The organism is Mycolicibacterium chitae (genome assembly GCF_900637205.1).
Classification (GTDB): Bacteria; Actinomycetota; Actinomycetes; order Mycobacteriales; family Mycobacteriaceae; genus Mycobacterium; species Mycobacterium chitae.
Window position 1 is genome coordinate 4,544,492 of the sequence record NZ_LR134355.1, and the last position, 23,896, is coordinate 4,568,387.

Below are 23,896 nucleotides of genomic sequence, written 5' to 3' on the forward strand. Positions count from 1 at the left end.
ACGGGTCACTCGGCGCGGGGCTTCTGCTTGGATGGCCGGGTGAACCACGCAGGAGAACCCACCGAACCCACCGGATTCGCCAGGGTCGGCTCGGTCTACTACCCGACCCTGGTCGCAGTTCTCACCGCGCTGGTGATCATCTCCAACGTCACCGCCACCAAGGGCGTCGAGTTCGGCCCGATCATCACCGACGGCGGCTTCCTGGTGTTCCCGCTGACCTACATCATTGGCGACGTCCTCTCCGAGGTCTACGGCTTCAAGGCGGCGCGGCGCGCGGTCTTCCTCGGGTTCGCGATGAACGCGCTCGCGGCCTTGGTGTTCTGGGTGACGCTGTACCTGCCGGCGGCCGACTTCTACGAGAATCAGGCCGCGCTCGAAGCCGTCGTGCACGCCTACACCCAGCTGATCGTCGCGGGCCTGGCCGGGTTCCTGGTTGGGCAGACGCTGAACGCGTGGGTCGTGGTCAAGATCAAGGAGCGCACCAAGGAGAAGCACCTGTGGGCACGGCTCATCGGCTCGTCGGTGGTCGGCCAACTCGGCGACACCGTGGTGTTCTGCGCCATCGCGGCAAGTGCGATCGGCATCAACACATTTCGCGACTTCGCCGTCTACACGGCACTGGGCTGGTTCTACAAGACGATCGTGGAGATCGTCATCCTGCCGGTGACCTACCGGGTGATCGGCTACATCAAACGGCGCGAGCCCACCTACCAGCCGATGTTATGAAATCTCGCAGGCTCTGAGCCCTTGGTAAGGCTCCTCTGGCGAGGGCGTAAAGCCACGGGACACCGAGGCTACTCGGCGGTAACGTTAGGTCATGAGCGTAACTGTGGATCATCAAATCAAGTCCTCCAAGGAGGCCGCGGTACGTGATTACGGCGACTGCGCCCTACTGATCGAGTGCGGCAGCACCGCCGAGGTGCTCGCCTGGACGGCCGCGCTGGCCGGCGCCGAGTTGCCCGGGGTCCTCGACATCGTGCCGGCCTATCGGACCGTGCTGGTCAAACTCGACGGCCCGCGCTATCAGGCCCCGACCCGGCAGCGGCTGGGCAAGCTGAGCCCGGCCGTCGGCGACGAGCAGCACGGGCCCGGGCACACCGCCGACGTCGTCATCGACGTGGTTTACGACGGCGCGGACCTGGTGGAGGTCGGACGGCTGACCGGACTGGACCCGGTCGGTGTCATCGCCGCGCACACCGGCTCGCTGTGGCAGGTCGGATTCGGCGGTTTCGCACCGGGTTTCAGCTACCTGATCGACGGCGATGCGCGACTGCAGGTGCCCCGCCGCGACGAGCCGCGTACCCGGGTGCCGGCCGGCGCGGTGGGCCTGGCCGGTGAGTTCAGCGGCGTCTATCCGCGCGAATCCCCCGGCGGCTGGCAGTTGATCGGGCGCACCGACGCGGTGCTGTGGGATATCGAACGCCCGGAACCGGCGTTGCTGCGGCCGGGCATGTGGGTGCAGTTCAGGGCGGTTTGAGGAGAACACCATGACCACGTTGGAGATCATGCACACCGGCCCGCTGGCCCTCGTCGAGGACCTGGGCCGGGCCGGCAAGGCCCATCTGGGCGTCAGCCGGTCCGGGGCCGCCGACCGGCGCTCGCACACCCTGGCCAACCGGCTGGTGGCCAACCCCGATGACCGCGCCACCGTCGAGGTCACCCTCGGCGGGCTGATGGCCCGCGTCCACGGCGAGGCGGAGATCGCCGTCACCGGCGCCGACGCGGACCCGATGCTCAACGGAAAGTTGTTCGGCACCAACAGCATTTGCTACGCGCGCGACGGCGACGTCATCACCCTCGGGGCGCCGCAGTCGGGGATGCGCAGCTACCTGGCGGTCCGCGGCGGCATCGACGTCGAACCGGTGCTGGGTTCCCGCAGCTTCGACGTGATGTCGTCGATCGGCCCGCGGCCGCTGCAACGCGGCGACATCCTCAACGTCGGCGCGCACACCGACGAGTACCCGGAGGTCGATCAGGCCCCTGTCGCCAGCATCGAGGGTCAACTGCTGGAACTGCAGGTCATCCCCGGGCCGCGCACGGACTGGTTCGTCGACCCCGACGCGCTGGTGCGCACCGTCTGGATCGCCTCGGACCGCAGCGACCGGGTGGGGATGCGGCTGTCCGGCACGCCGATGCGCTGGCGCTGGCCCGACGGCCACCTGCCGTCGGAGGGCGTCACCCGCGGCGCGATCCAGGTGCCACCCAACGGCCTCCCGGTGATCCTGGGGCCCGACCATCCGGTGACCGGCGGCTACCCGGTGGCCGGGGTCATCGTCGACGACGACGTCGACAAGGTGGCCCAGATCCGGCCCGGCCAGCCCGTCCGGTTGAACTGGGCACGGCCCCGCGGCTGACACCCGGTCGTCATGGCCGCCGATTTGGGCTACAAACGAAGGTGTGTACCCCCAGGTCCTGACCGCCCGCCTGGTCCACACCGCCGACCTCGACGCCGAGACCCGCGACGATGCGCGCCGGCTGCTGACCGAGGCCTTCGACGGTGACTTCACCGAGTCCGACTGGGATCACGCCCTGGGCGGCATGCACGCGATCATCCAGCAACACGGCGTCCTGCTGGCCCACGCCGCCGTCGTGCAGCGCCGCCTGCTGCACCGCGGCCGGGCCCTGCGCTGCGGCTACGTCGAGGCCGTCGCGGTCGAGACGGACCGGCGCGGCCAGCACCTGGGTGCGGCGATCATGGACGCCGTCGAGCAGGTGATCCGCGGCGCCTACCAACTCGGAGCGCTCAGCGCCACCGACGACGCCCCCGGTTTCTATCTGGCGCGCGGCTGGCAGCAGTGGGCGGGCCCGACGGCGGTGTTGGCGCCCGGCGGCATCGAGCGCACCCCCGAGGACGACGGTGCGGTGTTCGTGTTGCCGGTCGATGCCGAGTTGGACCCGAGCGCCGACCTGGTTTGCGATTGGCGCGACGGCGACGTCTGGTAGCGCGGCGTACGTTGGATGGGGTGAGTGACAGCACGCCAGAAGCCTTCCGGCCCAACCGCGAATCCTTCGACAAGCTCTACCGCGGCGAACCCGCGTTCGAGGGCGCACCGCCACCCGGCGCGGTCCCCTGGGACATCGGGCAGGCCCAGCCGCGGCTGATGGAACTCGAGGCGCTCGGCGCCATCTCCGGGGAGGTCCTCGACATCGGCTGCGGGCTCGGCGACAACGCGATCTTCCTGGCCTCCCGCGGACACCTGGTCACCGGGCTGGACGGCTCGGCCGCCGCCATCGAGCAGGCCCGGCAGCGGGCCGCCGACGCGGGCGCGACGGTGAACTTCGGGGTGGCCGACGCCACGGCGCTGACCGGATACGACGGCCGCTTCGACACCGTGATCGACAGCGCGCTGATGCACTGCCTCGAGGAGGGCGACCGCGACGCGTACGCCGCCGGGGTGCACCGCGCCACCCGCCCCAATGCCCGCTGGTTCATCTACTGCTTCGCCGGCGGCACCGTCAACGGTGTGCCCGCGCCGATGCCGGTCGCCGAGGACACGCTGCGCGACACCCTGAACCGCAACGGCTGGCGGATCGATTTCCTGGGTCCCACCACCTATCAGGGCAGGGTGGACGGCTTTACCGCGCCCACCGCGGAGCCACCGGCGGAACTGCTCAGCGGAATGCCGCCGGAATGGCATGAGGAGATGCAGCAGATGGCCGAGCGGATGGCGGTGATCCTGCCGCTGGTCGAGGGCGGTCGCGTCCACCTGCCGTTCACTGTGGTGCACACCACCCGGGTCGGCTGAATCCACACGCGGTGGCAATGGCCGGGTAACACCGGCGAAATATCCGCTGCTTAGACAGGTAACCATGACTGCGCCCGATGCGGGCCCGCTGACCGGATACCGGGTGGCGGTGACCGCCGCCCGCCGCTCCGAGGAGCTCTGCACACTGTTGCGCCGCCGCGGCGCCACAGTGTGCGCGGCCCCGGCCATCGAGATGGTGGCGCTGCCCGACGACGACGAACTGCGCCGCCACACCGAGGCCCTGATCGCGGCGCCGCCGGACATCGTCGTCGCCACCACCGGGATCGGCTTCCGCGGCTGGATGGCCGCCGCCGACGGCTGGGGGCTGGCCACCGAGCTCACCGACGCGCTGGGCCGGGCCCGGGTGGTCTCGCGCGGCCCGAAGGCCACCGGCGCGCTGCGCGCCGCCGAGCTGCCCGAGGAATGGTCGCCGGAGTCCGAATCCTCCCGCGAGGTGCTGACCTACCTGCGCGCCGGCGGCGTCGCCGGCGCGCGCATCGCGGTGCAACTGCACGGCGCCACCGACGAGTGGGACCCGTTCCCGGAGTTCCTCGACGAACTGCGGGCCGCGGGCGCCGACGTCGTTCCCATCCGCGTGTACCGGTGGCGGGCCGCGCCCCTGGGCGGACCGTTCGACGCGCTGGTGCACGGCATCGCCGACGAGCAGTTCGACGCCGTGGCCTTCACCTCGGCCCCGGCCGTGGCGGCCACCCTGCTGCGCGCGGCCGACCTGGGCGTCTCCGACAAGCTGCTGGCCGCGCTCTGCGGTCCCGTGCACGCGATGTGCGTGGGCCCCGTCACGGCGCGGCCGCTGACCCATCTCGGGGTGCCCACCTCGGCGCCGGAACGGATGCGGCTGGGCGCGCTGGCCCGCCACATCACCGATGAGCTGCCGCTGTTGCGGTCGCGCAAGCTGGTCGCGGCCGGCCATCAGGTGGAGATCCGCGGCACCTGCGTGGTGGTCGACGGCGCGATCAAGTCGCTGTCGCCGGCCAGCATGGCCACCCTGCGGGCACTGGCCGACAAGCCCGGCATCGTGGTGTCCCGCGGCGAGCTGCTGGCCGCGTTGCCCGGCGCCGGCACCGACACCCACGCCGTCGAGACCGCCGTGTTGCGACTGCGGACCGCCTTGGGCGACAAGAACATCGTGGCCACCGTCGTCAAGCGCGGCTACCGGCTGGCCACCGAGGACGGTCCGGCGTGAGGGAACTGGTGCTGGTCGCGCACGGCACCCGCAAACCCGGCGGGGTGTCGATGATCGGCGAACTCGCGGCCCGGGTAGGCGATGCGCTGTCGCAGCCGGTGCGGGTCGCGTTCGTCGACGTCCTGGGCCCCACTCCCGCCGAGGTGTTGCGCGGCCTGGACGGCGCCCCGGCCATCGTGGTGCCGGCGTTCCTGGCCGCCGGCTACCACGTGCGCCACGACCTGCCCGAGCACATCGCCGCCAGCGGGCACCCCGATGTCACCGTCACCCCGGCCCTGGGGCCGTGTCCGCAGATGGTCCGGGTGCTGACCGAGCGACTGTGGGAATCCGGTTGGCGGCCCGGCGATTCCGTGGTGATGGCAGCCGCCGGCACCTCCGATCGCGGGGCGCAGCGGGATCTGCGGGTCACCGCGACCCTGCTGTCGGCGGCGCTCGGCGCGCGGGTGGAGTTGGCGTACGCCGCGACCGGCGAACCGCGGGTGGCCGACGCGGTGGCGCGGCTGCGCGCGACGGGTGCCCGGCGCGTAGTGGTCGCGTCCTACCTGCTGGCCGAGGGGCTGTTCCAGGACCGACTGCGGGCCGCGGGCGCCGACCTGGTCACCGCACCGCTGGGTCCGCACCCGGGCACCACGCGGTTGATCGCGGCCCGGTTCCGCCGGGCGGTACTGCCTGCGCTGAGCAATGCCTAGATACAGCCGCTGACGCTGATCCGGCGCCCGAAGTTCGCGCACACGTTGACGTTCGGCGCCGGCGGCGGGGGCGGCGGCGGGGGCGCGGTCTCGTAGTCCTCGGGCAACGGGGCGTACGCCGACGGCGGCGGCACCCAGGGCGCGAGGGCGTCCGCGACGTTGCCGCAGCCGCTCACCGAGACGTGTCGTCCGCCGGCGCCCACGCACACGTCGGCCCGCACGGTGGCGGGCGCGACGACGGTGCCGAAACCTTGGACTCCCGTGGCCAGGGCGACGGCGAAGACACCGACGACGCCGGCGCGGGTCCACCTGTTCATCCCGGCCTCCTCAACTCGCGAGCACAGACAGAATCGCACGGATCGTCGTCGAGATGTGCGAATCTCGGCCGGTCGGTGGATCAGTAACCGATCTCGATCATGCCGTCGGTCCTCGCGCGGGTGGCGTACACCGGGATCGTGACGCCCGGATCCTCGAGGCACACCCCGTCGCTCAGACCGAAGGCCTGCTTCTTGATCGGCGACTGCACCACCGGACGCCCCCCGCGGTCGCCGACGATGCCGCGCGAGAGCACCGCCGCACCGGAGAACGGGTCGACGTTGCCGACGGCGTGCAGGCTGCCGTCGGCGAGCCGGAACAGGGCGGCCTGGGTGCCGTCCTCGAGCAGCACCGCCACGCCGCGGTCGGGGATCAGGTGGTCGTACCGGCAGGCCGCGGTCCAGGTCTGGATGTCGTTGAGCAGCATCACGATTGTTCCTCTCGGGGCGTGAACACAGGCATGCCGATGGGCACCTTGCGGCCGTACCGTTCGGCGAACTGCACGGTGGGGTCCTCGACCTCCGGCGCGTTGACGAAGGACACGAACCGCGACAGCTTGTCGGGATCGTCCAGCACGCCCTTCCACTCGCAGGCGTAGCCGCTGACGTGGCGCGCCATCGCGGCCTCGAATTCCGCGGCCAGGCCCAGGGAGTCACCGCACACCACGTCGCGCAGATGGTCGAGGCCCCCCGCCAGCCCCTCCACCCACGGTGCGGTGCGCTGCAACCGGTCGGCGGTGCGGATGTAGAACATCAGGAACCGGTCGATGTAGCGGATCAGCGTCTCGGTGTCCAGGTCGCCGGCCAGCAGCTGGGCGTGCTGGGGCGTCATGCCGCCGTTGCCGGCGACGTAGAGGTTCCAGCCGTTCTCGGTGGCGATCACCCCGACGTCCTTGCCGCGCGCCTCGGCGCATTCCCGGGCGCACCCGGACACGCCCATCTTGATCTTGTGCGGGGCCCGCAGGCCGCGGTAGCGCAGCTCCAGGTCGATGGCCAGCTGCACCGAATCCTGTTGCCCGTAGCGGCACCAGTCGCTGCCGACGCAGCTCTTGACGGTGCGCAGCGACTTGCCGTAGGCCTGCCCGGACTCCATGCCGCCGTCGACCAGGCGCCGCCAGATCTGCGGGAGCTGTTCGACGCGGGCGCCGAACAGGTCGATCCGCTGGCCGCCGGTGATCTTGGTGTAGAGCCCGAAGTCCTTGGCGATCTGACCGATCAGGATCAGCTGGTCGGGAGTGATGTCGCCGCCGGGCACCCGGGGCACCACCGAATAGCTGCCGTTGCGTTGGATATTGGCCAGGAAGTGGTCGTTGGAGTCCTGCAGGGCGGCCTGCTCGCCGTCGAGGATGTGCTCCGAACTGGTCGAGGCCAGGATCGAGGCGACCACCGGCTTGCAGATGTCGCAGCCGGCGCCGGTGCCGAAGCGCGAGATCAGCGCGGTGAAGGTGCGGATGCCGGTGGCGGTGATGATCTCGAACAGTTCGGCGCGCGACTGACTGAAATGCTCGCAGAGCGCCTTGGACTGCTCCACCCCCTCGGCCTCGAGCAGCTGTTTGAGCAGCGGCACGCAGGACCCGCACGAGGTGCCCGCGCCGGTGCAGGCCTTGAGGCCCGGCACGTCGGTGCAGCCGCCGCCGATCGCGTTCTTCAGGTCACACTTGGTGACGTTGTTGCACGAGCAGATCTGCGCCTCGTCGGGCAGTGCCCCCACCCCGAGAGCCGCTGCGCCCGAACCGGAATCGGCCGGGGCGATCAGGGCCAGCGGGTCGCCGGGCAGCTGGCTGCCGACCATGGGCCGCAGCACGCCGTACGCCGAGGCGTCGCCCACCAGCACGCCGCCCAGCAGGGTGCCGGCATCGTCGGAGAGCACCAGCTTGGCGTAGGTCTGCTTGACCGGGTCGTTGACCACCACCTCGAGGCAGTCCGGGGTGAGCCCCATGGCGTCCCCGAAGCTGGCGACGTCGACGCCGAGCAGCTTGAGCTTGGTCGACAGATCGGCACCGGGGAACTCCGCGGTCCCGCCGACCAGCCGATCCGCGGCGACCTCGGCGGAAGTGTAGCCGGGCGCCACCAGGCCGTAGCAGCGGCCCTCGATGGCGGCCACCTCCCCGATCGCGTAGATGTTGGGATCGCTGGTGGCACAGGACAAGTCGGTGAGCGCGCCGCCACGCTCGGCGATCTGCAGGCCGGCCTCGCGGGCCAGTTCGTCGCGCGGGCGCACGCCGGCGGCAAAGACCACCACGCCCGCGTCGACGAAGCTCCCGTCGCTGAGCACCACCCGCAGCGCATCGCTGTCGGCCGAGCGCCGCACGGGCCGGTTGCGCTGGGCCGGTTTGATCATCTCGGTGCCGAGGTTGGTGTGCACGGTGATGCCCAGCGCGCCGATCATCGTGCCCAGCAGCGCGCCGCCGGCCTCGTCGACCTGCTGGGACATCAGCCGCGAGGACCGCTCCACCACGTGCGCGTCGAGCCCGAATCCGCGCAGCGCGTTGGCGGCCTCGAGGCCCAGCAGGCCGCCGCCGATCACCACGCCCACCGGCGCGGAACCGGCGCCCAGCGCCCGGGTCGCGGCGGCGCGGATGGCGTCGAGATCGTCGAGGGTGCGGTAGACGTGGCAGCCCGGCAGATCCCGGCCCGGAATCGGCGGCACGAACGCGTACGAACCGGTGGCCAGCACCAGCGCGTCGTAGTCGATCCGGGTGCCGGCGGCCGTCGTCACGCACTTGGCCACCGGGTCGATCGCGGCCACCGGGTCGCCGAGTCGCACGTCGACCAGATCGTCGGCGGCGTAGTCGTTGCCGGGCAGCGCCAGTCGGCCCCGGTCCCAGTGCTCGGTGTAGGCGGTCAGGCCCACCCGGTCATACGCCGCGTCGGCCTCCTCGCCGCACACGGTGACCCGCCACCGGCCCTCGGTGTCGCGCGCCCGCAACGCCTCGACGAAACGGTGCCCGACCATGCCGTGACCCACCACGACGCACTTCTGTGACTGCATGGCACCGACGCTAGGAAGCGCGTATTGCCGCGATGTCGTCTCGATGTGAACCGGCCATCACGGTGTCCTCACAACCGCGCGGCAGCGCTGTGAGCCCCGTTCGCTGCCGGCGAACGGCCGATGCGGAACATGAGCGTGGTCGACTCAAGTTATACCGGGTACAGACCGGCGCCGTGCCGGTCGCGAGACTGAGGAGCAGAACATGAGCAGCCAGAATGTGACGCTGTGGGGTCGCCCGGCCTGGAGCGTCGACCGTTTCGTCCGTGACTTCTTCGGCCCCGCCTCGGCCGACGAATGGTTCAAGCCGCTGACGCAGGCGAGCGCGGGCTTCTACCCGGCCGCCGAGGTGGTCAAGGACGGCGCCGACGCGGTGGTGCGCCTGGAACTACCCGGGGTCGACGTCGCCAAGGACGTCACCGTGGAGGTCGAGGACGGCCGCCTGACGATCCACGGCGAGCGCCGCGATGAGCACACCAGCGCCGACGACGACGGCACCCGCACGCTGCGCGAGGTGCGTTACGGCACGTTCCGCAGGTCGTTCGCGCTGCCCGAGCACATCACCGGCGATGCCATCACCGCGTCGTACGACGCCGGGGTGCTGACGGTGCGGGTGGCCGGGGCGCACGACAAGCCGGCGGTACCCGGCGCGCAGCGCATCGCGATCGAAAGCGCCTAGCCCCAGCGGGGGCCTGGCCCGACCAGAGAGCCTGAGCCCCACCAGATTGTCGTCAGGGTCGTGATCCGAAATGGGTCACGACCCTGACGGCATTTTCGGCGCGCTCAGGTACGGGCGCTCAGGTACGGGCGCTCAGCTCCAGCGGCCCAGGATCTCGTTGGCCCGGGCGGTCAGCGCGCCCTGGAAGAACGGGCCGAAGCTGATCCGCCCGACGCCCAGCGGCCCGAACGACGCTGGGTCGTCCTGGTCGGGCAGCGCGATCGCGTTGATCGGCAACGGCAATTCCGACGCCAGGCGCTCGAGCGTGTCAGGGTCGTGACGCCCCACCGGGTACAGGCAGTCCGCACCGGCGGCCGCGGCCTCCTTGAGCCGGGCGATCGCGCGGTCCACGCGGTCGCTCTCGTCGCCGTCCTTGCGGACGAACAGGTCGGTGCGCGCGTTGATCACCACGTGCACGCCGGCGTCATCGGCGGCCTGACGCAGCGCGCGGACCAACGCGGCGTGCTCCTCGACCGACCGCAGCCGCTTGCCCTCGCTGTGCACCGAGTCCTCGATGTTGAGGCCCACCGCGCCGACACGCAGGAGCCCGCCGATCAGATCCTCGGCGGTCAACCCGTACCCGGACTCGATGTCGACCGAAATCGGGACATCGACCTTGGCGGTGATCTGGGCGACCCGGGTCAACAGGTCCTCGAAGGTCATCCCCTCCCCGTCGGGCTTGCCCACCGAATCGGCCACGGGGTGGCTACCCACGGTCAAGGCCACGAATCCGGCGTCGACCGCGAGCGCGGCCGACCAGGCATCCCAGACCGTCGGCAGCACCACCGGATCGCCGGGCTTGTGCAGACCCAGCAAAGTATCGGCGCGCTGCGCCAGGACTTGGTCACTCATTTGTGCTCCTTACTATTCGTGGCCCAGGACGTGATGTGGGTCACGCCCCGATCATGATGTGGCTAGCATCGAGTGCCGTAATGTGATTCATGACACCCTTCAGCCCAAGGAGGTCGCATGTCCACCACGACCGAACTCGCCGAATTGCAAGAACTCATCTTCAACCTGCGCCGCTGCGTGACATCGCTGCGATCGCGCTTCGGCGAGAGCCCGGCGATGCGCCGGATCGCGCTCGACGCCGAACGGATCTTCGACGACGTCGAATTGCTCAACTCCGACGCCAACGACCTCGACCTGTCGCGCTGCGCCCAGCAACACACCGGAGAGAAGATCCCGGTTCCGGACACGCAGTACGACTCCAACTTCTGGCGGGATGTCGATGACGAAGGGGTCGGTGGTCATAGCCGCCAACGGTGAGCCTAACCGCGGCTGACCACCCCCCGCAGCACCAGCAGTACCGAGGGGTGCGCACACCACGCACCCCTCGCCGCCCTCGCCCCTCCCAGCCCAGCGACGCCCGCCGTCGAAGAAGGGAACCGTTGACATGAGCGCGCCCACCGCCGACCGGTCGAAGACCGGCGTCTTCTCGGCAACCCGAGCCAAGATCCCGCAGCGCACGCTGCGCACGGATTTCTGGCTCAAGGCGCCGATCCTGACGAACCTCGGGTTGGCGGCGTTCGTCATCTACGCCACGGTCCGTGCGTTCATGCAGCAGGACTACTTCGTCGCGCAGTACAACTACCTGACCCCTTTCTACTCGCCGTGCCTCAGCGTCGGCTGTATCCCGGAGGCCAGTCACTTCGGCCAGTTCCTGCCCGACGTGTGGTGGCTGCCGTACGCCGCGATCTCGCTGCCGTTCCTGCTGCTGTTCCGGATCACCTGCTACTACTACCGCCGGGCCTATTACCGCTCGGTGTGGCAGTCCCCGACGGCCTGCGCCGTCGCCGAACCGCACGCCAAGTACACCGGCGAAACCCGGCTGCCGCTGATCATCCAGAACTCGCACCGCTACTTCTTCTATGCGGCCGTGTTGATCTCGCTGGTCAACACCTACGACGCGATTCTCGCCTTCAGCACGCCGACCGGCTTCCGGATCGGCCTGGGCAACATCATCCTGGTCGTGAACATCACCCTGCTGTGGGTCTACACCCTGTCGTGCCACTCCTGCCGGCACGTCACCGGCGGGCGGCTCAAGCACTTCTCGAAACACCCTGTGCGGTACTGGGTCTGGACCCAAGTGTCGAAGATCAACACCCGCCACATGGAATTCGCCTGGATCACCCTGGGCACGCTCATGCTCACCGACTTCTACATCATGATGGTGGCGCGCGGCATGCCCGACCTGACCATCATCGGCTGACAACTACATCGACGCGAAAAGGCAAGTGAGGTTTCATGGTTGAGCTCGAACGGCACCAATACGACGTCGTCGTGATCGGTGCCGGCGGTGCGGGTCTGCGTGCGGTCATCGAAGCACGCGAACGCGGCCTGCGCGTGGCCGTCGTGACCAAGTCGCTGTTCGGTAAGGCCCACACCGTGATGGCCGAGGGCGGCTGCGCCGCGGCCATGCGCAACGTCAACACCAAGGACTCCTGGCAGGTGCACTTCGGTGACACCATGCGCGGCGGCAAGTTCCTGAACAACTGGCGGATGGCCGAGTTGCACGCCCAGGAGTCCCCGGACCGGGTGTGGGAACTCGAGACCTACGGCGCGCTGTTCGACCGCACCAAGGACGGCCGGATCAGCCAGCGCAACTTCGGCGGCCACACCTACCCGAGGCTCGCGCACGTCGGTGACCGCACCGGCCTCGAGATCATCCGCACGCTGCAGCAGAAGATCGTCTCGCTGCAGCAGGAGGACAAGGCCGAACTCGGCGACTACGAGGCCCGGATCAAGGTCTTCCACGAGTGTTCGGTCACCGAGCTGATCCTCGACAACGGCGCAGTGGCCGGGGCGTTCGGCTACTGGCGCGAGACCGGCAACTTCGTGCTGTTCGAGGCGCCCGCGGTGGTGCTGGCCACCGGCGGCATCGGCAAGTCGTTCAAGGTGTCGTCGAACTCGTGGGAGTACACCGGCGACGGCCACGCGCTGGCGCTGCGCGCGGGCTCCGCGCTGATCAACATGGAGTTCATCCAGTTCCACCCGACCGGGATGGTCTGGCCGCTGTCGGTCAAGGGCATCCTGGTGACCGAGGGGGTCCGCGGTGACGGCGGGGTGCTGAAGAACTCCGAGGGCAAGCGGTTCATGTTCGACTACATCCCCTCGGTGTTCAAGGGGCAGTACGCCGAGACCGAGGAAGAGGCCGATCAGTGGCTCAAGGACAACGACTCCGCGCGCCGCACGCCTGACCTGCTGCCCCGCGACGAGGTGGCCCGCGCCATCAACTCCGAGGTCAAGGCCGGCCGCGGCTCGCCGCACGGCGGCGTTTACCTCGACATCGCCTCGCGGATGCCCACCGAGGAGATCAAGCGGCGGCTGCCGTCGATGTACCACCAGTTCATGGAGCTCGCCGAGGTCGACATCACCAAGGACGAGATGGAGGTCGGGCCCACCTGCCACTACGTGATGGGCGGCATCGAGGTCGACCCGGACAGCGGCGGCGCGAGCACCCCGGGGCTGTTCGCCGCCGGCGAGTGCTCCGGGGGCATGCACGGCTCGAACCGGCTCGGCGGCAACTCGCTGTCGGACCTGCTGGTGTTCGGGCGCCGCGCCGGGCTGGGCGCGGCCGACTACGTCCGGGCGCTCAAGGACCGGCCGAAGGTCACCGACCAGGCGATCGACGCCGCCACCGAACTGGCGCTGGCCCCGTTCGAGAAGCGCCCGAACCCGGAGAACCCCTACACGCTGCACGCCGAGTTGCAGCAGTCGATGAACGACCTCGTCGGGATCATCCGCAAGGAGGACGAGATCCAGGAGGCGCTGGCCAAGCTCCAGGAGCTCAAGAAGCGCTACGAGAACGTCATGGTCGAGGGCGGCCGGGTGTTCAACCCCGGCTGGCACCTGGCGATCGACCTGCGCAACATGCTGCTGGTCAGCGAATGCGTCGCCAAGGCCGCGCTGCAGCGCACCGAGAGCCGCGGCGGCCACACCCGCGACGACCACCCGGAGATGGACGCCAACTGGCGCAACACGCTGCTGGTGTGCCGGGCCCGGCCGGCCTCGGACGCCGCGACGACGGTGGTCCCCGAGGTCGAGGTGACGGCCGAGGAGCAGGAGCCGATGCGTCCGGACCTGCTGAATTTGTTCGAGTTGTCCGAGCTCGAGAAGTACTACACCGACGCCGAGCTGGCCGACCATTCGGAACGGAGAAGCTGAGATGGCTACGTACAACGCGAGCTTGCGGGTCTGGCGCGGGGACGACACCGGCGGCGGCCTGCAGGACTACACCGTCGAGGTCAACGACGGCGAGGTGGTGCTCGACATCATCCACCGGCTGCAGGCCACCCAGACGCCGGACCTGGCGGTGCGCTGGAACTGCAAGGCCGGCAAGTGCGGATCGTGTTCGGCCGAGATCAACGGCAAGCCCCGGCTGCTGTGCATGACCCGGATGTCGACCTTCGAACCCGACGAGACCGTCACCGTCACGCCGATTCGCACCTTCCCGATCATGCGCGACCTGGTGACCGATGTGTCGTTCAACTACCAGAAGGCGCGCGAGATCCCGTCGTTCACGCCGCCGAAGGATCTGCAGCCCGGCGACTACCGGATGCAGCAGGAGGACATCCAGCGCAGCCAGGAGTTCCGCAAGTGCATCGAGTGCTTCCTGTGCCAGAACGTCTGTCACGTCATCCGCGACCATGAGGAGAACAAGGAGGCCTTCGCCGGCCCGCGGTTCTTCATTCGCCTGGCCGAGCTCGACATGCACCCGCTGGACACCGCCGACCGGCAGCTGCTGGCCCAGGAGGACGCCGGCCTGGGCTACTGCAACATCACCAAGTGCTGCACCGAGGTCTGCCCCGAGCACATCAAGATCACCGACAACGCGATCATCCCGATGAAGGAACGCGTGGCCGACCGCAAGTACGACCCGATCGTCTGGCTCGGCAACAAATTGTTCCGACGCACCTAGTCTTTTCCCCTGGTCCGGCGCCCGCATGGGATCCGGATGGTCGAGCCTGTCGTTGTCCCCACCGCGCTGCGGCGCGGGCGGCAACGACGGGCTCGACGCTTTTTGGCGGGCTGGCGTTATCAGGGATCCCGCGTACCCTCGGGGAAAGCGGCCAATCACCTGCGAAAGGCATCGCCATGGTCATGCGAGAGACACTCAGCGTCAACGATATTCGCACCGCGATTCGCGAACTGTCGATCCGCGCGCAACTCGCCCGCAAGGAGGGCCGGTTCGACGACGCCGACGAACTCGAACAGCGCGTCAACACCTACCGCGAGCAACTCGCGGCGCGCCCCTGAGACCTACTGCCCCAGCTTGCGGAATGCGCTGCGGTGAAACACGATCGGCGCGACGTCGTCGTGCACCGTGATCGCGCTGACCCGCAGTAACACAATGATGTGATCGCCGGCGGGCACCAGTTGTTCGATGGTGCTCTCCAACCACACGCTGGTCCCGTGGATGAACACGGCACCACCGTCGGTGGACTTGGTCTCCAGACCGGCGAAGCGATCCCCGGTCTTGGCGGCCAAAGTCTTGGCGGCCTGATCGTGCGCCTCGCCCAGGACGCTGATGCCCAGCACGGGGCGGTCGGCCAGCTTGGGCCAGGTGGTCGACGAGTTCTGCACGCAGAACGACACCAGCGGTGGATCCAGCGAGACCGGCACGAAAGTACTGGCCGCCAACCCGACGCGGGTGCCGTCGACCTCGGCGGCGATGGCGATGACGCCGGTGGGAAAGTGTCCGAAGGCCTCGCGCAGTGCGGTGGGGCTCAAATCTGTGCTGCTCATAGCGATCCCATCTTCACACGTCACTGTGTCGGGGGCCACCGAGGGGGTCTGAAACGGTAACGTGACGCCATCATGTGGTTTCCGCTTCTGGCGATGGCCGTTGCCGTCAGCCTGGAGCCGTTCCGGATCGGGATGACCGTCCTGATGATCAACCGGCCCCGGCCGGGCCTACAGCTGCTGACGTTCCTGGCCGGGGGCTTCGCCATGGGCATCACGGTGGGCCTGATCGTGCTGTTCGTGCTGCGGCCCGCGCTGGGCTCCGCGCAGTTCACGCTGCCGCGCGTGCAACTGGTGGTCGGGGCCGTGGTGCTGGCCAACGCGGCGCTGGTGGCCGCCAGCGTACTGGCCCGCCGCGGCCACCGAGAATCGCCCGCCTCGCGGGGCCGGTTGCGTCGCGCACTGGATCCGGTCGCGGTGCGCGCCCGGGCGCTGGTGCAGGGCGGCTCGCTGTGGACGGCCGGCATCGCGGGCCTGGGCATCGCGCTGCCGTCCATCGACTACGTCGCGGCGCTGACGCTGATCGTGGCCTCGGGGGCGGCGGCCGCCACGCAGGTCGGCGCGCTGATGCTGTTCAACGTGGTGGCGTTCACGCTCGTGGAGATACCGCTGCTGTGCTACGTCGTCGCCCCCGAGCGCACCCGCGCGACGTTGGCGACGCTGTACGACTGGGTGCGCTCGCGCGGCCGCCTCGGCGTTGCGGCCCTGCTGGCCGTCGCCGGCGTCCTGCTGCTCGGGGTCGGCTACGCCGGCCTGTGAGCCGGTCTGTGAGCCGGCTTGCGAGGGGTCAGGACCCGCCGCCGAGGACGGGCTGATTGTTCAGCATGTACTGCAGCCCTGACAGCAACTGCGACACCGGGTCGCCGGCGCCGCCGAACGCGGCCTGCGTGGCCGGGGCGGTGACCTCCGCCGGGTCGTAGCCGTTGATCGGGTCCACCGTGATGGGCGCGGTCAGCGGGTCGTCGTGCCGCGAGTAGCCGGCATCCACGTAGGGCTTGAGCACGCGGTCGAGTTCGATCAGCGTCTCCTGCGGCACGCCGAGGTACTTGAACGGCAGCACCAGCGGCAGATGTTCCTCGGGGATCAGGTACGTCGTGGTCTTCGCGCCGCGGGAGTTGACGGTGGTGCGGATGTTCTGCGGCGGCACCATGCTCGGGTCGGTGAACGCGACCGCGGTGTGCCCGGTGGCCAGCCCGACGATGGCGTTGGCCACCGAGATCCAGTTGTCCGGCCGGTCCGGCCAGTCGGCGATGCTGTCGTAGGCGGAGACGAATTTGTAAGTGTCGTACTGGCTTTCCACCGGCGGCGGGATGCGGTAGTCCAGCGACGGGACGACGGCGCCGACCGGGAACATCTGGGTCAGGAAGCTCTCGCCGAAGGCGTGCTTGCCGACGGGGTTGCCATAGGTGGCAAAGCTCAGCTGATCCGGCGGCGGCGCGGCCGGGTCGTAGGCCAGCCGGGCCTGCGTTTCATCGAGCACCGACGCACCCTCGGACAGGCCGATCGCCGTTCCCGGGCCGCCTCGCTTGATGGCCTCGATCAGGTTGGGCGCGCCGACGTCGATGGACTCGCCGTAGCTGGGGCCGTCGAGGCCGAGGCCAGGCATGATGCGCTCCCCCAAGGCGCCGATGCCCGGGAACAACCGCTCGAGGGTGTGGCCCTGAACCTGTCCGGCCGGGTAGTCGACGATCTCGCGGTCCAGCCCGGGGAACCAGTCCGCGCCCGTGCGCATGATGTATTCGTCGTACGGGATGCCCAGCACGTGCGCGCCGCCCAGCGCGTAGCCGCGCCCGGGGGTGCCCAGCTGCGGGGTCGGCTCGGCCGCGGCGCCGCTGCCGGCGTCGGTGCCGGCGTCATCGGCGGCCGCCACACCGAGACCCAAATAGCCTGCGGCGCCGAGGGTTGTCATCGCGGTGCCGAATGCGAGTAGTCGTCTCATGCCCTCTCACGCCCCACAATCACACTCGTCGGCAACACTGCAGCGAACCTTACTCTGCATCACCCATCCCATCGGTCGAACTCCCGCCGCCGGTACAGCTCGACGCAGGCCGCACGGCGGATCTTGCCGCTGGTGGTGGTGGGGATCGATCCCGCCGGCACCGGCACCAGATCCGCGACGCTCAGGCCGTGCGCGTTGGCGATCACGGCGGTGACCTCACTCCTGATCGCGTCGAGGTCGTCGGGTTTCTTGAGTTCGACGACGGCAACGAGTTCCTCGGTCCCCTGCACCGGCACCGAGATCGCCGCGACCCGCCCCGCGACGAGGGTCTGGACCGTGGTCTCGATGTCCTCGGGGTAGTAGTTGCGGCCCCGGATGATCAGCACGTCCTTGATGCGCCCGACGATGAACAGCCCGCCCGCGTGGACGAAGCCGAGATCGCCGGTGCGCAGCCACGGACCGGCGGCGGTCCCCGGCGACGGGTCCGACAGGGTCGCGCCGAAACCGCTCTGTTCGGCGGGCGGCTTGCGCCAGTAGCCGTCGGCGACGTTCTCGCCGTGCACCCAGATCTCGCCCACCTGATCCGCCAGGCATTCCTGTCCGGTGTCGCCGTCGACGATGCGCAGCGACGGCGATTCCGGCACGTCGTAGCGGACCAGCTTGGTGACCGTCCCCGCCGCCGCGCCGCGCCCCGGCGGGCAAGGCCGCACCCGCCCGGCCCCGAGTTCGGCGGAATCGAAATGCGCCGCCGGCGCGTTCTCGTCCCAGATGCTCGCCGCGACGAAGACCGTGGCCTCGGCCAGCCCGTAGGACGGGCGCATCATGTGGTCGGCGAAGTTGAAGTGCGCGAACCGGTCGACGAAGCGGTGCAGGGTCGCCGGCTCGACCCGCTCGGCGCCGCTGATGATGCCCAGCACACCACCGAGATCCAGGCCGGCCAGGTCGTCGTCACTGGTCTTGCGGGCCGCCAGGTCGAACGCGAAGTTCGGTGCCGACGACCACGCGCGCGGGTTCTGGGCCAACGCCCGCACCCAGCGCGCGGGGCGCTCCAGGAACGCGACCGGGCTCATCAGCTCGGCGCGGTGCCCGCACAGGATGGGCGCGCAGACCCCCAGCACCAGGCCCATGTCGTGGTAGAAGGGCAGCCACGACACCAGCGTGGTCTCGGCGGGCAGCGGGGTGCCGGCGAAGAAGCTGCGCATCAACTGATCGAAGTTCACCGTGAGGTTGCGGTGCGAGACCATGACCCCGGTCGGGACGCGGGTGGACCCGGAGCTGTACTGCAGGTAGGCCAGGCTGGGCAGCTCGGCCGGTTCGGCGGCGCTGTCGGCGGCGCTGTCGGCGGCGTCGAGGTCCAGGGCGTCGATCTCGACGACCGTCGGCGGGTGGGCCGATCCGGCGCTGTCGACGAAATCGCGGACGTCGGCGACGACCGCCGAGGTGGTCAGGACGACGGCGGGTTCGGTGTCGGCCAGGACCGCGGCCACCCGGTCGTGCCCCGAACCGCGGTGCGGCAGCGGCAGCGGCACCGCGACCAGCCCGGCCTGCATCGACCCCAGGAACGCCAGGATGTAGTCGAGGCCCTGCGGCGCCAGGATCAGCGCGCGGTCCCCGGTGCCGCCGTGCCGGCGCAGTTCGGCCGCCACGGCGCGGGTCCGGCGGGCCAGTTGCGACCAGGTGAGGCTGTGCCGGACACCGTCCGGGTCGCGCTCGTAGTCGGTGAAGGTGAACCCGATGTCGTCGGGGCGCAGGCTGGCCCGACCGTGCAGGATCGACAGGATCGAGGGGGTTCCCGTCGTGGTGGATGCGGTCGTGAGCTGAGTCAGCGTGCTGCCCTGGCGAGGTGTCATCCGCTCTCCTGACCAATGTCGGCCGGTTCCGGCGCCCTCGCCGGCGCCGGCCCGATCTTGCCGGGCCACCAGTTGGCCCGGCCCACCAGCGTCGCGATGGCGGGCACGGTGATGGTGCGTACCACGAAGGTATCCAACAGGATTCCGACGCCGATCACGAAGCCGCCCTGCACGACGATGCCGATGCTGGAGAACAGCAGACCGGCCATCGAGGCCGCGAAGATCAGGCCGGCCGCGGTGATCACCCCGCCGGTGGAGCCCAGCGTGCGGATGACGCCGTAACGCACGCTGTGCGGGGATTCGTCGCGCATGCGGGACACGAACAGCATGTTGTAGTCCGCGCCGACGGCGACAAGGACCACGAACGCCAATGGCGCCACGCTCCAATGCAATTGCTGACCGAGTATGACCTGGAACAGCAGCACGCCGATGCCGATGGCGGCGAAGAACGACAACACCACCGAGCCGACCAGATACCACGGGGCGATCAGCGACCGCAGCAGCAACATCAGAACCAGCAGCACGACGATCAGCGTGACGATGATGATGAACCGGATGTCGCGTTCGTAGTAGTCCCGGGTGTCGCGCAGCGCGGCCGGGAAGCCGCCCATCGAGATCGACGCGTCGGCCAGGGTGGTGTTCGGTTGGGCGCCGCGGGCGATGTCGTTGATGGTGTTGACCTGGTCCATGGCCGCCGGGCTGAACGGGTTGAGCTCGGTCTGCACCAGGTAGCGCACCGAGTGCCCGTCCGGGGAGATGAACGCCTGGGCGGCCAGCTGGAATTCCTTGGCCTGCAGCACCTCGGCCGGAATGTTGAAGCCCGCCATCGAGGAGGCCGCCGCGTCCTGGCGCATGGTCAACAGGAACGTCGAGGCCTGGCTGAGCCCGCCGGCCATCACCTTGATCTGCTCGACGAGTTCGTCGACTCCCCCGGCCACCTGCCGGCTGCCCTTCGCCAGCTCGTCGGCGCCCTGCCGGATCTCGCCCAGGCCCGACTGCGCGCCGCCGGGGCTGTCCAGCCCCAACGCGTGGGTGGCCTTGACGAGGTCGTTGAGCGCGCGGTTGAGCTTGGTCACCGTCGCGTTGAGGCTCTCGCGGTCCTCGAAACCCTCGAGGTCGCCGGCCAGCTTGTTGATCCGGTCCAGTCGGCCGTCGTCCTGCGCCTCCGCGAGGCGCTGGAACTGCAGGCGGGTGTCGCGGCAGGACGGGTTCGCGTCGCACACCGCATTGCCCTGCAGCGCCTGCAGGACCGGGCCGATCCAGCCGAACATGTTCTTGACATTGGCGAAGTTCACGCCCATCGAGTTGCCGAGTTCGTTGACGGCCTGCACCAGCTCGGCGGCGGTCTCGACATCGCGCACCAGCTTGTCGCCGCCGTATTCGGTGCGCACCGACGAGAACGCGTCGAGCAGCGTCTGGAGGCTGGGCGCGATGGCGTTGACCTGCGCGCGCACCTCGCCGAGGGTGTCGGCCAGCGTGTTGGCGCCGGTCGCCAGCTCGGTGAGGTCGTCACCTCGCTCGCCGATCATGGCGGTTCCCTCGGCCAGCCGCGCACCGACGATGCCGGCCTGGAAGGTGGCCCGGAACTCCGGGGGCACCTCGCCCAACGGCCGGGTCACGCCGCTGACCAGCGCGATGTCGGGCAGCTGCGCAATCCGCGACGCCATCTGCTCGAGGTCGGCCAGCGCCTGCGGGGTGCGCAGATCGCGCTCGGACTGCACCAGCAGGTACTGCGGGATGGACTGGCTGATCGGGAAGTGCCGTTCCAGCGCGGCGTAACCGATCGAACTCGGCGCCGACGCGGCGACGGCCTTGCGGTCGTCGTAGTTGAACTCCGCCCCGACCGCGAGGCCGGCCAGCAGCACCAGCACCAGGATGCTGCCGACCAGGTGCGCCACCGGCCGGCGCACGATCCGGATGCCGGAGCGCCGCCAGAACCGGGCGGTCAGTTCGCGCCGCGGGCTGACCCAGCCGCGCGGCCCGGCCAGCACCAGGATGGCCGGCAGCAGGGTCATCCCGGCCAGGTACGCGACGCCGATCCCGATGGCCGCCGAGACGCCGATGGTCCGGAACACCCCCATCTGGGCGAAGTTCATCACCAGGAACGTGATGCCCACGGTGGCCGCCGAGGCGGTGATGACCTTGCCGATCGAGACCATCGCCGACCGGACCGCCTGGTCGTAGTCCGCGCCGCGGCGCAGATAGTCGTGGTAGCGGCTGATCATGAACACCGCGTAGTCGGTCCCGGCACCGGCCAGGATCGCGCTGAGGAACACGATGGACTGGTTCGAGACGCCCGCCCCGGTCAGATACGAATAACCGGCCACCAACCCCTGGGCGATCATCACCGACGCCCCGATGGTCACCAACGGCAGCATCATCGTCCGCGGGTTGCGGTACACCAGCAGCAGCACGCCGAGCACCAGGACCGCGATCGCGATCTCGATGGGCAACCGGTCCTGCTCGCCGGCCACCGTGAGGTCGGCGACGGTGGCCGCGGGCCCGGTGACGTACACCTCCAGCGGGCCCTCGTGGTTGTCGCCGAGGGCGGCCTGATCCCCGACGGTGTCGGTGACGATCTCGTTGACCCGGTTGAACGCCTCGAAGGCCCGCGGGGTGCCCAGTTCGCCCTCGAGGCTCACCGGCAGCACCCAGGTGGTCTTGTCCTCGCTGGTCAGGAACTGTCGCAGCTGCGGTGTGCCGAGGAAATCCTGCACCGAGACGACATCGGAATCGCTGGCGCGCAGCGCGTCGACCACCGTGCGGTAGGTGGTCTCGTCGTCGGGCCGCAGTCCGTCCTCGTTGATGAACGCCACCACCAGCAGGTTGTCCGACCCGGACTCCTGGAACGCCTCGGCCATGTTCCGGGCCGTGACGCTGGACGGCGCGTCGGCGGGCAGGATGACCAGCGGGTTGCGCTCGGCCATGACGTTCAGCGACGGGAACGACAGCGGCAGGGCGATCGCCATCGCGACCCAGACGCCGATGACCACCCAGGGCCATCGCGCCACAAAATCAGCTAGCCGTCGCATATCGCACTCACCCCTGCCCGCGTCACGCTATGCGACGCGCCCCCAGTTCCCGCTGTCGGCGACCAACGCGGCCACCGACCGCATGGCCGCCAAGTAGCGGGCCACCGATTTCCGCGCAACCGGATTGTCGGGGTGCATGATGGCCATTGCCGTGCCCTCGCCGTAGCGGAATATGTAAATGGTCAGCTGATACGAGAAACGGCCATCCGGATAGATGCCGATGTTGTTCGCCAGGCCCATATCGGCGGCGGCCAGAACGGCATTCAGCGGGGCGGCGCCGCCGTGGAAGAAATTCGACACCGGGAAATTCGGCTGCGGCCACTTCAGCCACGGCGCCAACTCCAGCACCCGGTAGTAGGGCACCTTCGCCATGTTCAGATTCGAATCGAAGGACTCCTGCGCGGACCACGCGGCCTCGCCGAAGGACGCCGCACCGATCGGGACGGTGACGGGGATCAACCCGGTGAACCAGCCCTGCGTCATGAAGTTGTCGGTGGCGTTGCGGGAATCCCGGGGGGTCAGGCCGTAGTAGGTCAGGGTGCCGGTCAGTTCGTGCTCCACTTGGGCCAGGCAGGCGAACAGACCGCCCACGAAGCGCGCCCCGGCCGACCCGCACGCGGCGTCGAACCGTTCGGTTTGCGCGGGGTCCAACAGGAACTCGGTGGTCATATCGCTGCGGGTGGCCTCCTGCGGATTCCCCAGCGGCAGCGGGAATTCCGGAAAACCGCCATTGTTGTTCTCGGCGAATTCGATCCAGGCCCGGACCTCGGGGGTATCCACCGTCAGTTCCGCATTGCGTTCGCGTTCGGTAATGCAGAACTCGTCGAAGCTGCCCGCCTCCGGCAGTGTCAGCGCCGTGCCCGTCCCGCTCAGCGCCGAATACATTCCGTTTGCTTCCAGCATTGTCGTACCGATCAGCGTCGCGTCTCCGTGCACGTGATCCATGGCGGCGAAAAACGTGAAATTGTCCTCGTTTTGAATGATTCCGAAGGTGAAGCAGCCCCACTCCAACGGGCTCGGAATGGCCACCACGTGCGCCAGAATCTCGTCGATGCTCAGCGCGCCGTGATCGACCGGGACGAACTCGATGTCGTCCGGGTCCGGCAGGGCGCGGCGGGTGAACCCACCGTCGTCCGCGCGCTCGAACCAGCTGCGGAAGGTGTCGTGTCGGCGCAGGTAGGCGTTCACGGCGTGATCCATGGCCGCGATGTCGCAGTGCCCGGCCACTTCGCAGCTGGCGATGATCTGCCGGGAGAAGTTCAGGCCCGCGTCGGTCCGCTCGCAGTAGTTGCGCAGATGCTGCCCCTGCATGTAGCTGACCGGTACCGCACTGATCGGCGCCTGTCGTGCCTTTTCGGCCGACTCGGCCGTGGGGTGCCACGAGGTGACCGAACCGGGTTTGAGCGCCCACTCATCAAGCGGCCCAACCGTTATCTTGCCAATGCGCAACGCTTGATTCCTCCAGAATCCCTGCTCAACTGACCCTCGATCTGGTGTCAGCTGTCACCGGATCCTCGCAATTTTCATCGGGCCCGCGGCCCTGCGTCGCGGGCCCCGCCCCGCGCCAAACGTAGCCGTATATGCCGGTGGAGAACAATGCCATAGTGTGCGTCGAGGAAGTTAGTTTCGCGCGCGACAAATCACCTGCGGGGGCAAGGTTTGACGACCGG

General features: G+C 69.3%; 23 protein-coding genes. 14 read left to right on the forward strand and 9 right to left on the reverse strand.

What is annotated here, in order from left to right; genetic code table 11:
* The first annotated feature begins 39 nt into the window (after positions 1 to 39).
* The 7 genes from EL338_RS21850 (at position 40) to EL338_RS21880 (ending at position 5,639) form a co-directional block, all read left to right on the forward strand.
* Entirely contained in the window at positions 40 to 726 is a 687-nt protein-coding gene (locus tag EL338_RS21850) for a queuosine precursor transporter (protein ID WP_126335652.1), read from the forward strand.
* A 91-nt stretch (positions 727 to 817) separates the two neighbouring features.
* Complete coding sequence (locus EL338_RS21855) at positions 818 to 1,477, forward strand: 5-oxoprolinase subunit B family protein (protein WP_126335653.1); 660 nt, start codon at positions 818 to 820, stop codon at positions 1,475 to 1,477.
* A 10-nt stretch (positions 1,478 to 1,487) separates the two neighbouring features.
* Positions 1,488 to 2,354 (forward strand): 5-oxoprolinase/urea amidolyase family protein, encoded by an 867-nt coding sequence (locus EL338_RS21860; protein ID WP_126335654.1) that lies wholly within the window; start codon positions 1,488 to 1,490, stop codon positions 2,352 to 2,354.
* A gap of 43 nt (positions 2,355 to 2,397) precedes the next feature.
* Entirely contained in the window at positions 2,398 to 2,943 is a 546-nt protein-coding gene (locus EL338_RS21865) for a GNAT family N-acetyltransferase (protein WP_126335655.1), read from the forward strand.
* Positions 2,944 to 2,963: 20 nt separating this feature from the next.
* Positions 2,964 to 3,746, forward strand: coding sequence for a class I SAM-dependent methyltransferase (locus tag EL338_RS21870; protein WP_126335656.1), 783 nt, complete (start codon positions 2,964 to 2,966; stop codon positions 3,744 to 3,746).
* Positions 3,747 to 3,810: 64 nt separating this feature from the next.
* Positions 3,811 to 4,950: a uroporphyrinogen-III synthase gene (locus tag EL338_RS21875; protein WP_126335657.1), complete on the forward strand. Its 1,140-nt coding sequence runs from the start codon at positions 3,811 to 3,813 to the stop codon at positions 4,948 to 4,950.
* A gap of 50 nt (positions 4,951 to 5,000) precedes the next feature.
* A complete protein-coding gene (locus tag EL338_RS21880; RefSeq protein ID WP_126337024.1) occupies positions 5,001 to 5,639 on the forward strand; it encodes a sirohydrochlorin chelatase in 639 nt (212 codons plus the stop codon).
* On the opposite strand, the gene EL338_RS21885 is transcribed toward EL338_RS21880, so the two are convergent.
* The 3 genes from EL338_RS21885 to nirB form a co-directional block, all read right to left on the reverse strand.
* Positions 5,636 to 5,956 carry a hypothetical protein gene (locus tag EL338_RS21885; RefSeq protein WP_126335658.1) on the reverse strand — a complete coding sequence of 107 codons (321 nt, stop codon included), beginning with the start codon at positions 5,954 to 5,956 and terminating at the stop codon, positions 5,636 to 5,638. The two genes, EL338_RS21880 and EL338_RS21885, sit on opposite strands and share 4 nt — an antisense overlap.
* A gap of 80 nt (positions 5,957 to 6,036) precedes the next feature.
* A complete protein-coding gene (gene nirD, locus EL338_RS21890) occupies positions 6,037 to 6,384 on the reverse strand; it encodes a nitrite reductase small subunit NirD (RefSeq protein WP_126335659.1) in 348 nt (115 codons plus the stop codon).
* Entirely contained in the window at positions 6,381 to 8,945 is a 2,565-nt protein-coding gene (gene nirB, locus EL338_RS21895; RefSeq protein ID WP_126335660.1) for a nitrite reductase large subunit NirB, read from the reverse strand. The genes nirD and nirB overlap by 4 nt, the downstream gene beginning before the upstream one ends.
* A 202-nt stretch (positions 8,946 to 9,147) precedes the next feature.
* Here nirB and EL338_RS21900 point away from each other — a divergent pair, with 202 nt between their 5' ends.
* The gene (locus EL338_RS21900) at positions 9,148 to 9,621 is read left to right on the forward strand and encodes an Hsp20/alpha crystallin family protein (RefSeq protein ID WP_126335661.1); all 474 of its coding nucleotides are present in this window, start codon (positions 9,148 to 9,150) and stop codon (positions 9,619 to 9,621) included.
* Between the two features lie 132 nt (positions 9,622 to 9,753).
* Here the strand turns inward: EL338_RS21900 and EL338_RS21905 are convergent, their stop codons facing one another.
* The gene (locus EL338_RS21905) at positions 9,754 to 10,512 is read right to left on the reverse strand and encodes an isocitrate lyase/PEP mutase family protein (RefSeq protein WP_126335662.1); all 759 of its coding nucleotides are present in this window, start codon (positions 10,510 to 10,512) and stop codon (positions 9,754 to 9,756) included.
* 117 nt (positions 10,513 to 10,629) lie between these two features.
* On the opposite strand from EL338_RS21905, the gene EL338_RS21910 reads away from it, so the two are divergent.
* From EL338_RS21910 to EL338_RS26050, 5 genes are all read left to right on the forward strand, one after another.
* On the forward strand, positions 10,630 to 10,929 hold the full coding sequence (locus EL338_RS21910; protein ID WP_126335663.1) for an Rv0250c family protein: 300 nt from the start codon (positions 10,630 to 10,632) through the stop codon (positions 10,927 to 10,929).
* A 127-nt stretch (positions 10,930 to 11,056) separates the two neighbouring features.
* Positions 11,057 to 11,872 carry a succinate dehydrogenase subunit SdhC gene (gene sdhC / locus EL338_RS21915; RefSeq protein WP_126335664.1) on the forward strand — a complete coding sequence of 272 codons (816 nt, stop codon included), beginning with the start codon at positions 11,057 to 11,059 and terminating at the stop codon, positions 11,870 to 11,872.
* Between the two features lie 35 nt (positions 11,873 to 11,907).
* Positions 11,908 to 13,827 (forward strand): fumarate reductase/succinate dehydrogenase flavoprotein subunit, encoded by a 1,920-nt coding sequence (locus EL338_RS21920; RefSeq protein ID WP_126335665.1) that lies wholly within the window; start codon positions 11,908 to 11,910, stop codon positions 13,825 to 13,827.
* Position 13,828: 1 nt separating this feature from the next.
* Positions 13,829 to 14,581, forward strand: coding sequence for a succinate dehydrogenase/fumarate reductase iron-sulfur subunit (locus tag EL338_RS21925; RefSeq protein ID WP_126335666.1), 753 nt, complete (start codon positions 13,829 to 13,831; stop codon positions 14,579 to 14,581).
* A gap of 182 nt (positions 14,582 to 14,763) precedes the next feature.
* Positions 14,764 to 14,919, forward strand: coding sequence for a hypothetical protein (locus EL338_RS26050; RefSeq protein ID WP_170217405.1), 156 nt, complete (start codon positions 14,764 to 14,766; stop codon positions 14,917 to 14,919).
* Positions 14,920 to 14,922: 3 nt separating this feature from the next.
* Here the strand turns inward: EL338_RS26050 and EL338_RS21930 are convergent, their stop codons facing one another.
* A complete protein-coding gene (locus EL338_RS21930) occupies positions 14,923 to 15,408 on the reverse strand; it encodes a flavin reductase family protein (protein ID WP_126335667.1) in 486 nt (161 codons plus the stop codon).
* A gap of 72 nt (positions 15,409 to 15,480) precedes the next feature.
* Here EL338_RS21930 and EL338_RS21935 point away from each other — a divergent pair, with 72 nt between their 5' ends.
* Positions 15,481 to 16,164, forward strand: coding sequence for a GAP family protein (locus EL338_RS21935; protein ID WP_126335668.1), 684 nt, complete (start codon positions 15,481 to 15,483; stop codon positions 16,162 to 16,164).
* Positions 16,165 to 16,192: 28 nt separating this feature from the next.
* On the opposite strand, the gene pe is transcribed toward EL338_RS21935, so the two are convergent.
* The 4 genes from pe to EL338_RS21955 are packed head-to-tail and all read right to left on the reverse strand — an operon-like array spanning position 16,193 to position 23,675.
* A complete protein-coding gene (pe, locus tag EL338_RS21940; protein ID WP_126335669.1) occupies positions 16,193 to 17,344 on the reverse strand; it encodes an acyltransferase PE in 1,152 nt (383 codons plus the stop codon).
* Between the two features lie 59 nt (positions 17,345 to 17,403).
* Complete coding sequence (locus EL338_RS21945) at positions 17,404 to 19,194, reverse strand: AMP-binding protein (RefSeq protein WP_170217478.1); 1,791 nt, start codon at positions 19,192 to 19,194, stop codon at positions 17,404 to 17,406.
* Complete coding sequence (locus EL338_RS21950) at positions 19,191 to 22,226, reverse strand: MMPL/RND family transporter (protein ID WP_126335670.1); 3,036 nt, start codon at positions 22,224 to 22,226, stop codon at positions 19,191 to 19,193. The genes EL338_RS21945 and EL338_RS21950 overlap by 4 nt, the downstream gene beginning before the upstream one ends.
* 27 nt (positions 22,227 to 22,253) lie before the next feature.
* Positions 22,254 to 23,675 (reverse strand): condensation domain-containing protein, encoded by a 1,422-nt coding sequence (locus tag EL338_RS21955; RefSeq protein ID WP_126335671.1) that lies wholly within the window; start codon positions 23,673 to 23,675, stop codon positions 22,254 to 22,256.
* Positions 23,676 to 23,896 lie beyond the last annotated feature (221 nt).

Excerpts from the sequence above, each read along its gene's own strand:
- EL338_RS21910 (WP_126335663.1), top strand. The coding sequence starts at position 10,630 with ATGTCCACCACGACCGAACTCGCCGAATTGCAAGAACTCATCTTCAAC.
- EL338_RS21950 (WP_126335670.1), bottom strand. The coding sequence starts at position 22,226 with ATGCGACGGCTAGCTGATTTTGTGGCGCGATGGCCCTGGGTGGTCATC.
- EL338_RS21935 (WP_126335668.1), top strand. The coding sequence starts at position 15,481 with ATGTGGTTTCCGCTTCTGGCGATGGCCGTTGCCGTCAGCCTGGAGCCG.
- EL338_RS21925 (WP_126335666.1), top strand. The coding sequence starts at position 13,829 with ATGGCTACGTACAACGCGAGCTTGCGGGTCTGGCGCGGGGACGACACC.
- nirB (WP_126335660.1), bottom strand. The coding sequence starts at position 8,945 with ATGCAGTCACAGAAGTGCGTCGTGGTGGGTCACGGCATGGTCGGGCAC.
- EL338_RS21930 (WP_126335667.1), bottom strand. The coding sequence starts at position 15,408 with ATGAGCAGCACAGATTTGAGCCCCACCGCACTGCGCGAGGCCTTCGGA.
- pe (WP_126335669.1), bottom strand. The coding sequence starts at position 17,344 with ATGAGACGACTACTCGCATTCGGCACCGCGATGACAACCCTCGGCGCC.
- EL338_RS21855 (WP_126335653.1), top strand. The coding sequence starts at position 818 with ATGAGCGTAACTGTGGATCATCAAATCAAGTCCTCCAAGGAGGCCGCG.
- EL338_RS21885 (WP_126335658.1), bottom strand. The coding sequence starts at position 5,956 with ATGAACAGGTGGACCCGCGCCGGCGTCGTCGGTGTCTTCGCCGTCGCC.
- EL338_RS21945 (WP_170217478.1), bottom strand. The coding sequence starts at position 19,194 with ATGACACCTCGCCAGGGCAGCACGCTGACTCAGCTCACGACCGCATCC.
- EL338_RS21880 (WP_126337024.1), top strand. The coding sequence starts at position 5,001 with ATGATCGGCGAACTCGCGGCCCGGGTAGGCGATGCGCTGTCGCAGCCG.
- sdhC (WP_126335664.1), top strand. The coding sequence starts at position 11,057 with ATGAGCGCGCCCACCGCCGACCGGTCGAAGACCGGCGTCTTCTCGGCA.
- EL338_RS21875 (WP_126335657.1), top strand. The coding sequence starts at position 3,811 with ATGACTGCGCCCGATGCGGGCCCGCTGACCGGATACCGGGTGGCGGTG.
- EL338_RS26050 (WP_170217405.1), top strand. The coding sequence starts at position 14,764 with ATGCGAGAGACACTCAGCGTCAACGATATTCGCACCGCGATTCGCGAA.
- EL338_RS21920 (WP_126335665.1), top strand. The coding sequence starts at position 11,908 with ATGGTTGAGCTCGAACGGCACCAATACGACGTCGTCGTGATCGGTGCC.
- EL338_RS21905 (WP_126335662.1), bottom strand. The coding sequence starts at position 10,512 with ATGAGTGACCAAGTCCTGGCGCAGCGCGCCGATACTTTGCTGGGTCTG.
- EL338_RS21860 (WP_126335654.1), top strand. The coding sequence starts at position 1,488 with ATGACCACGTTGGAGATCATGCACACCGGCCCGCTGGCCCTCGTCGAG.
- EL338_RS21900 (WP_126335661.1), top strand. The coding sequence starts at position 9,148 with ATGAGCAGCCAGAATGTGACGCTGTGGGGTCGCCCGGCCTGGAGCGTC.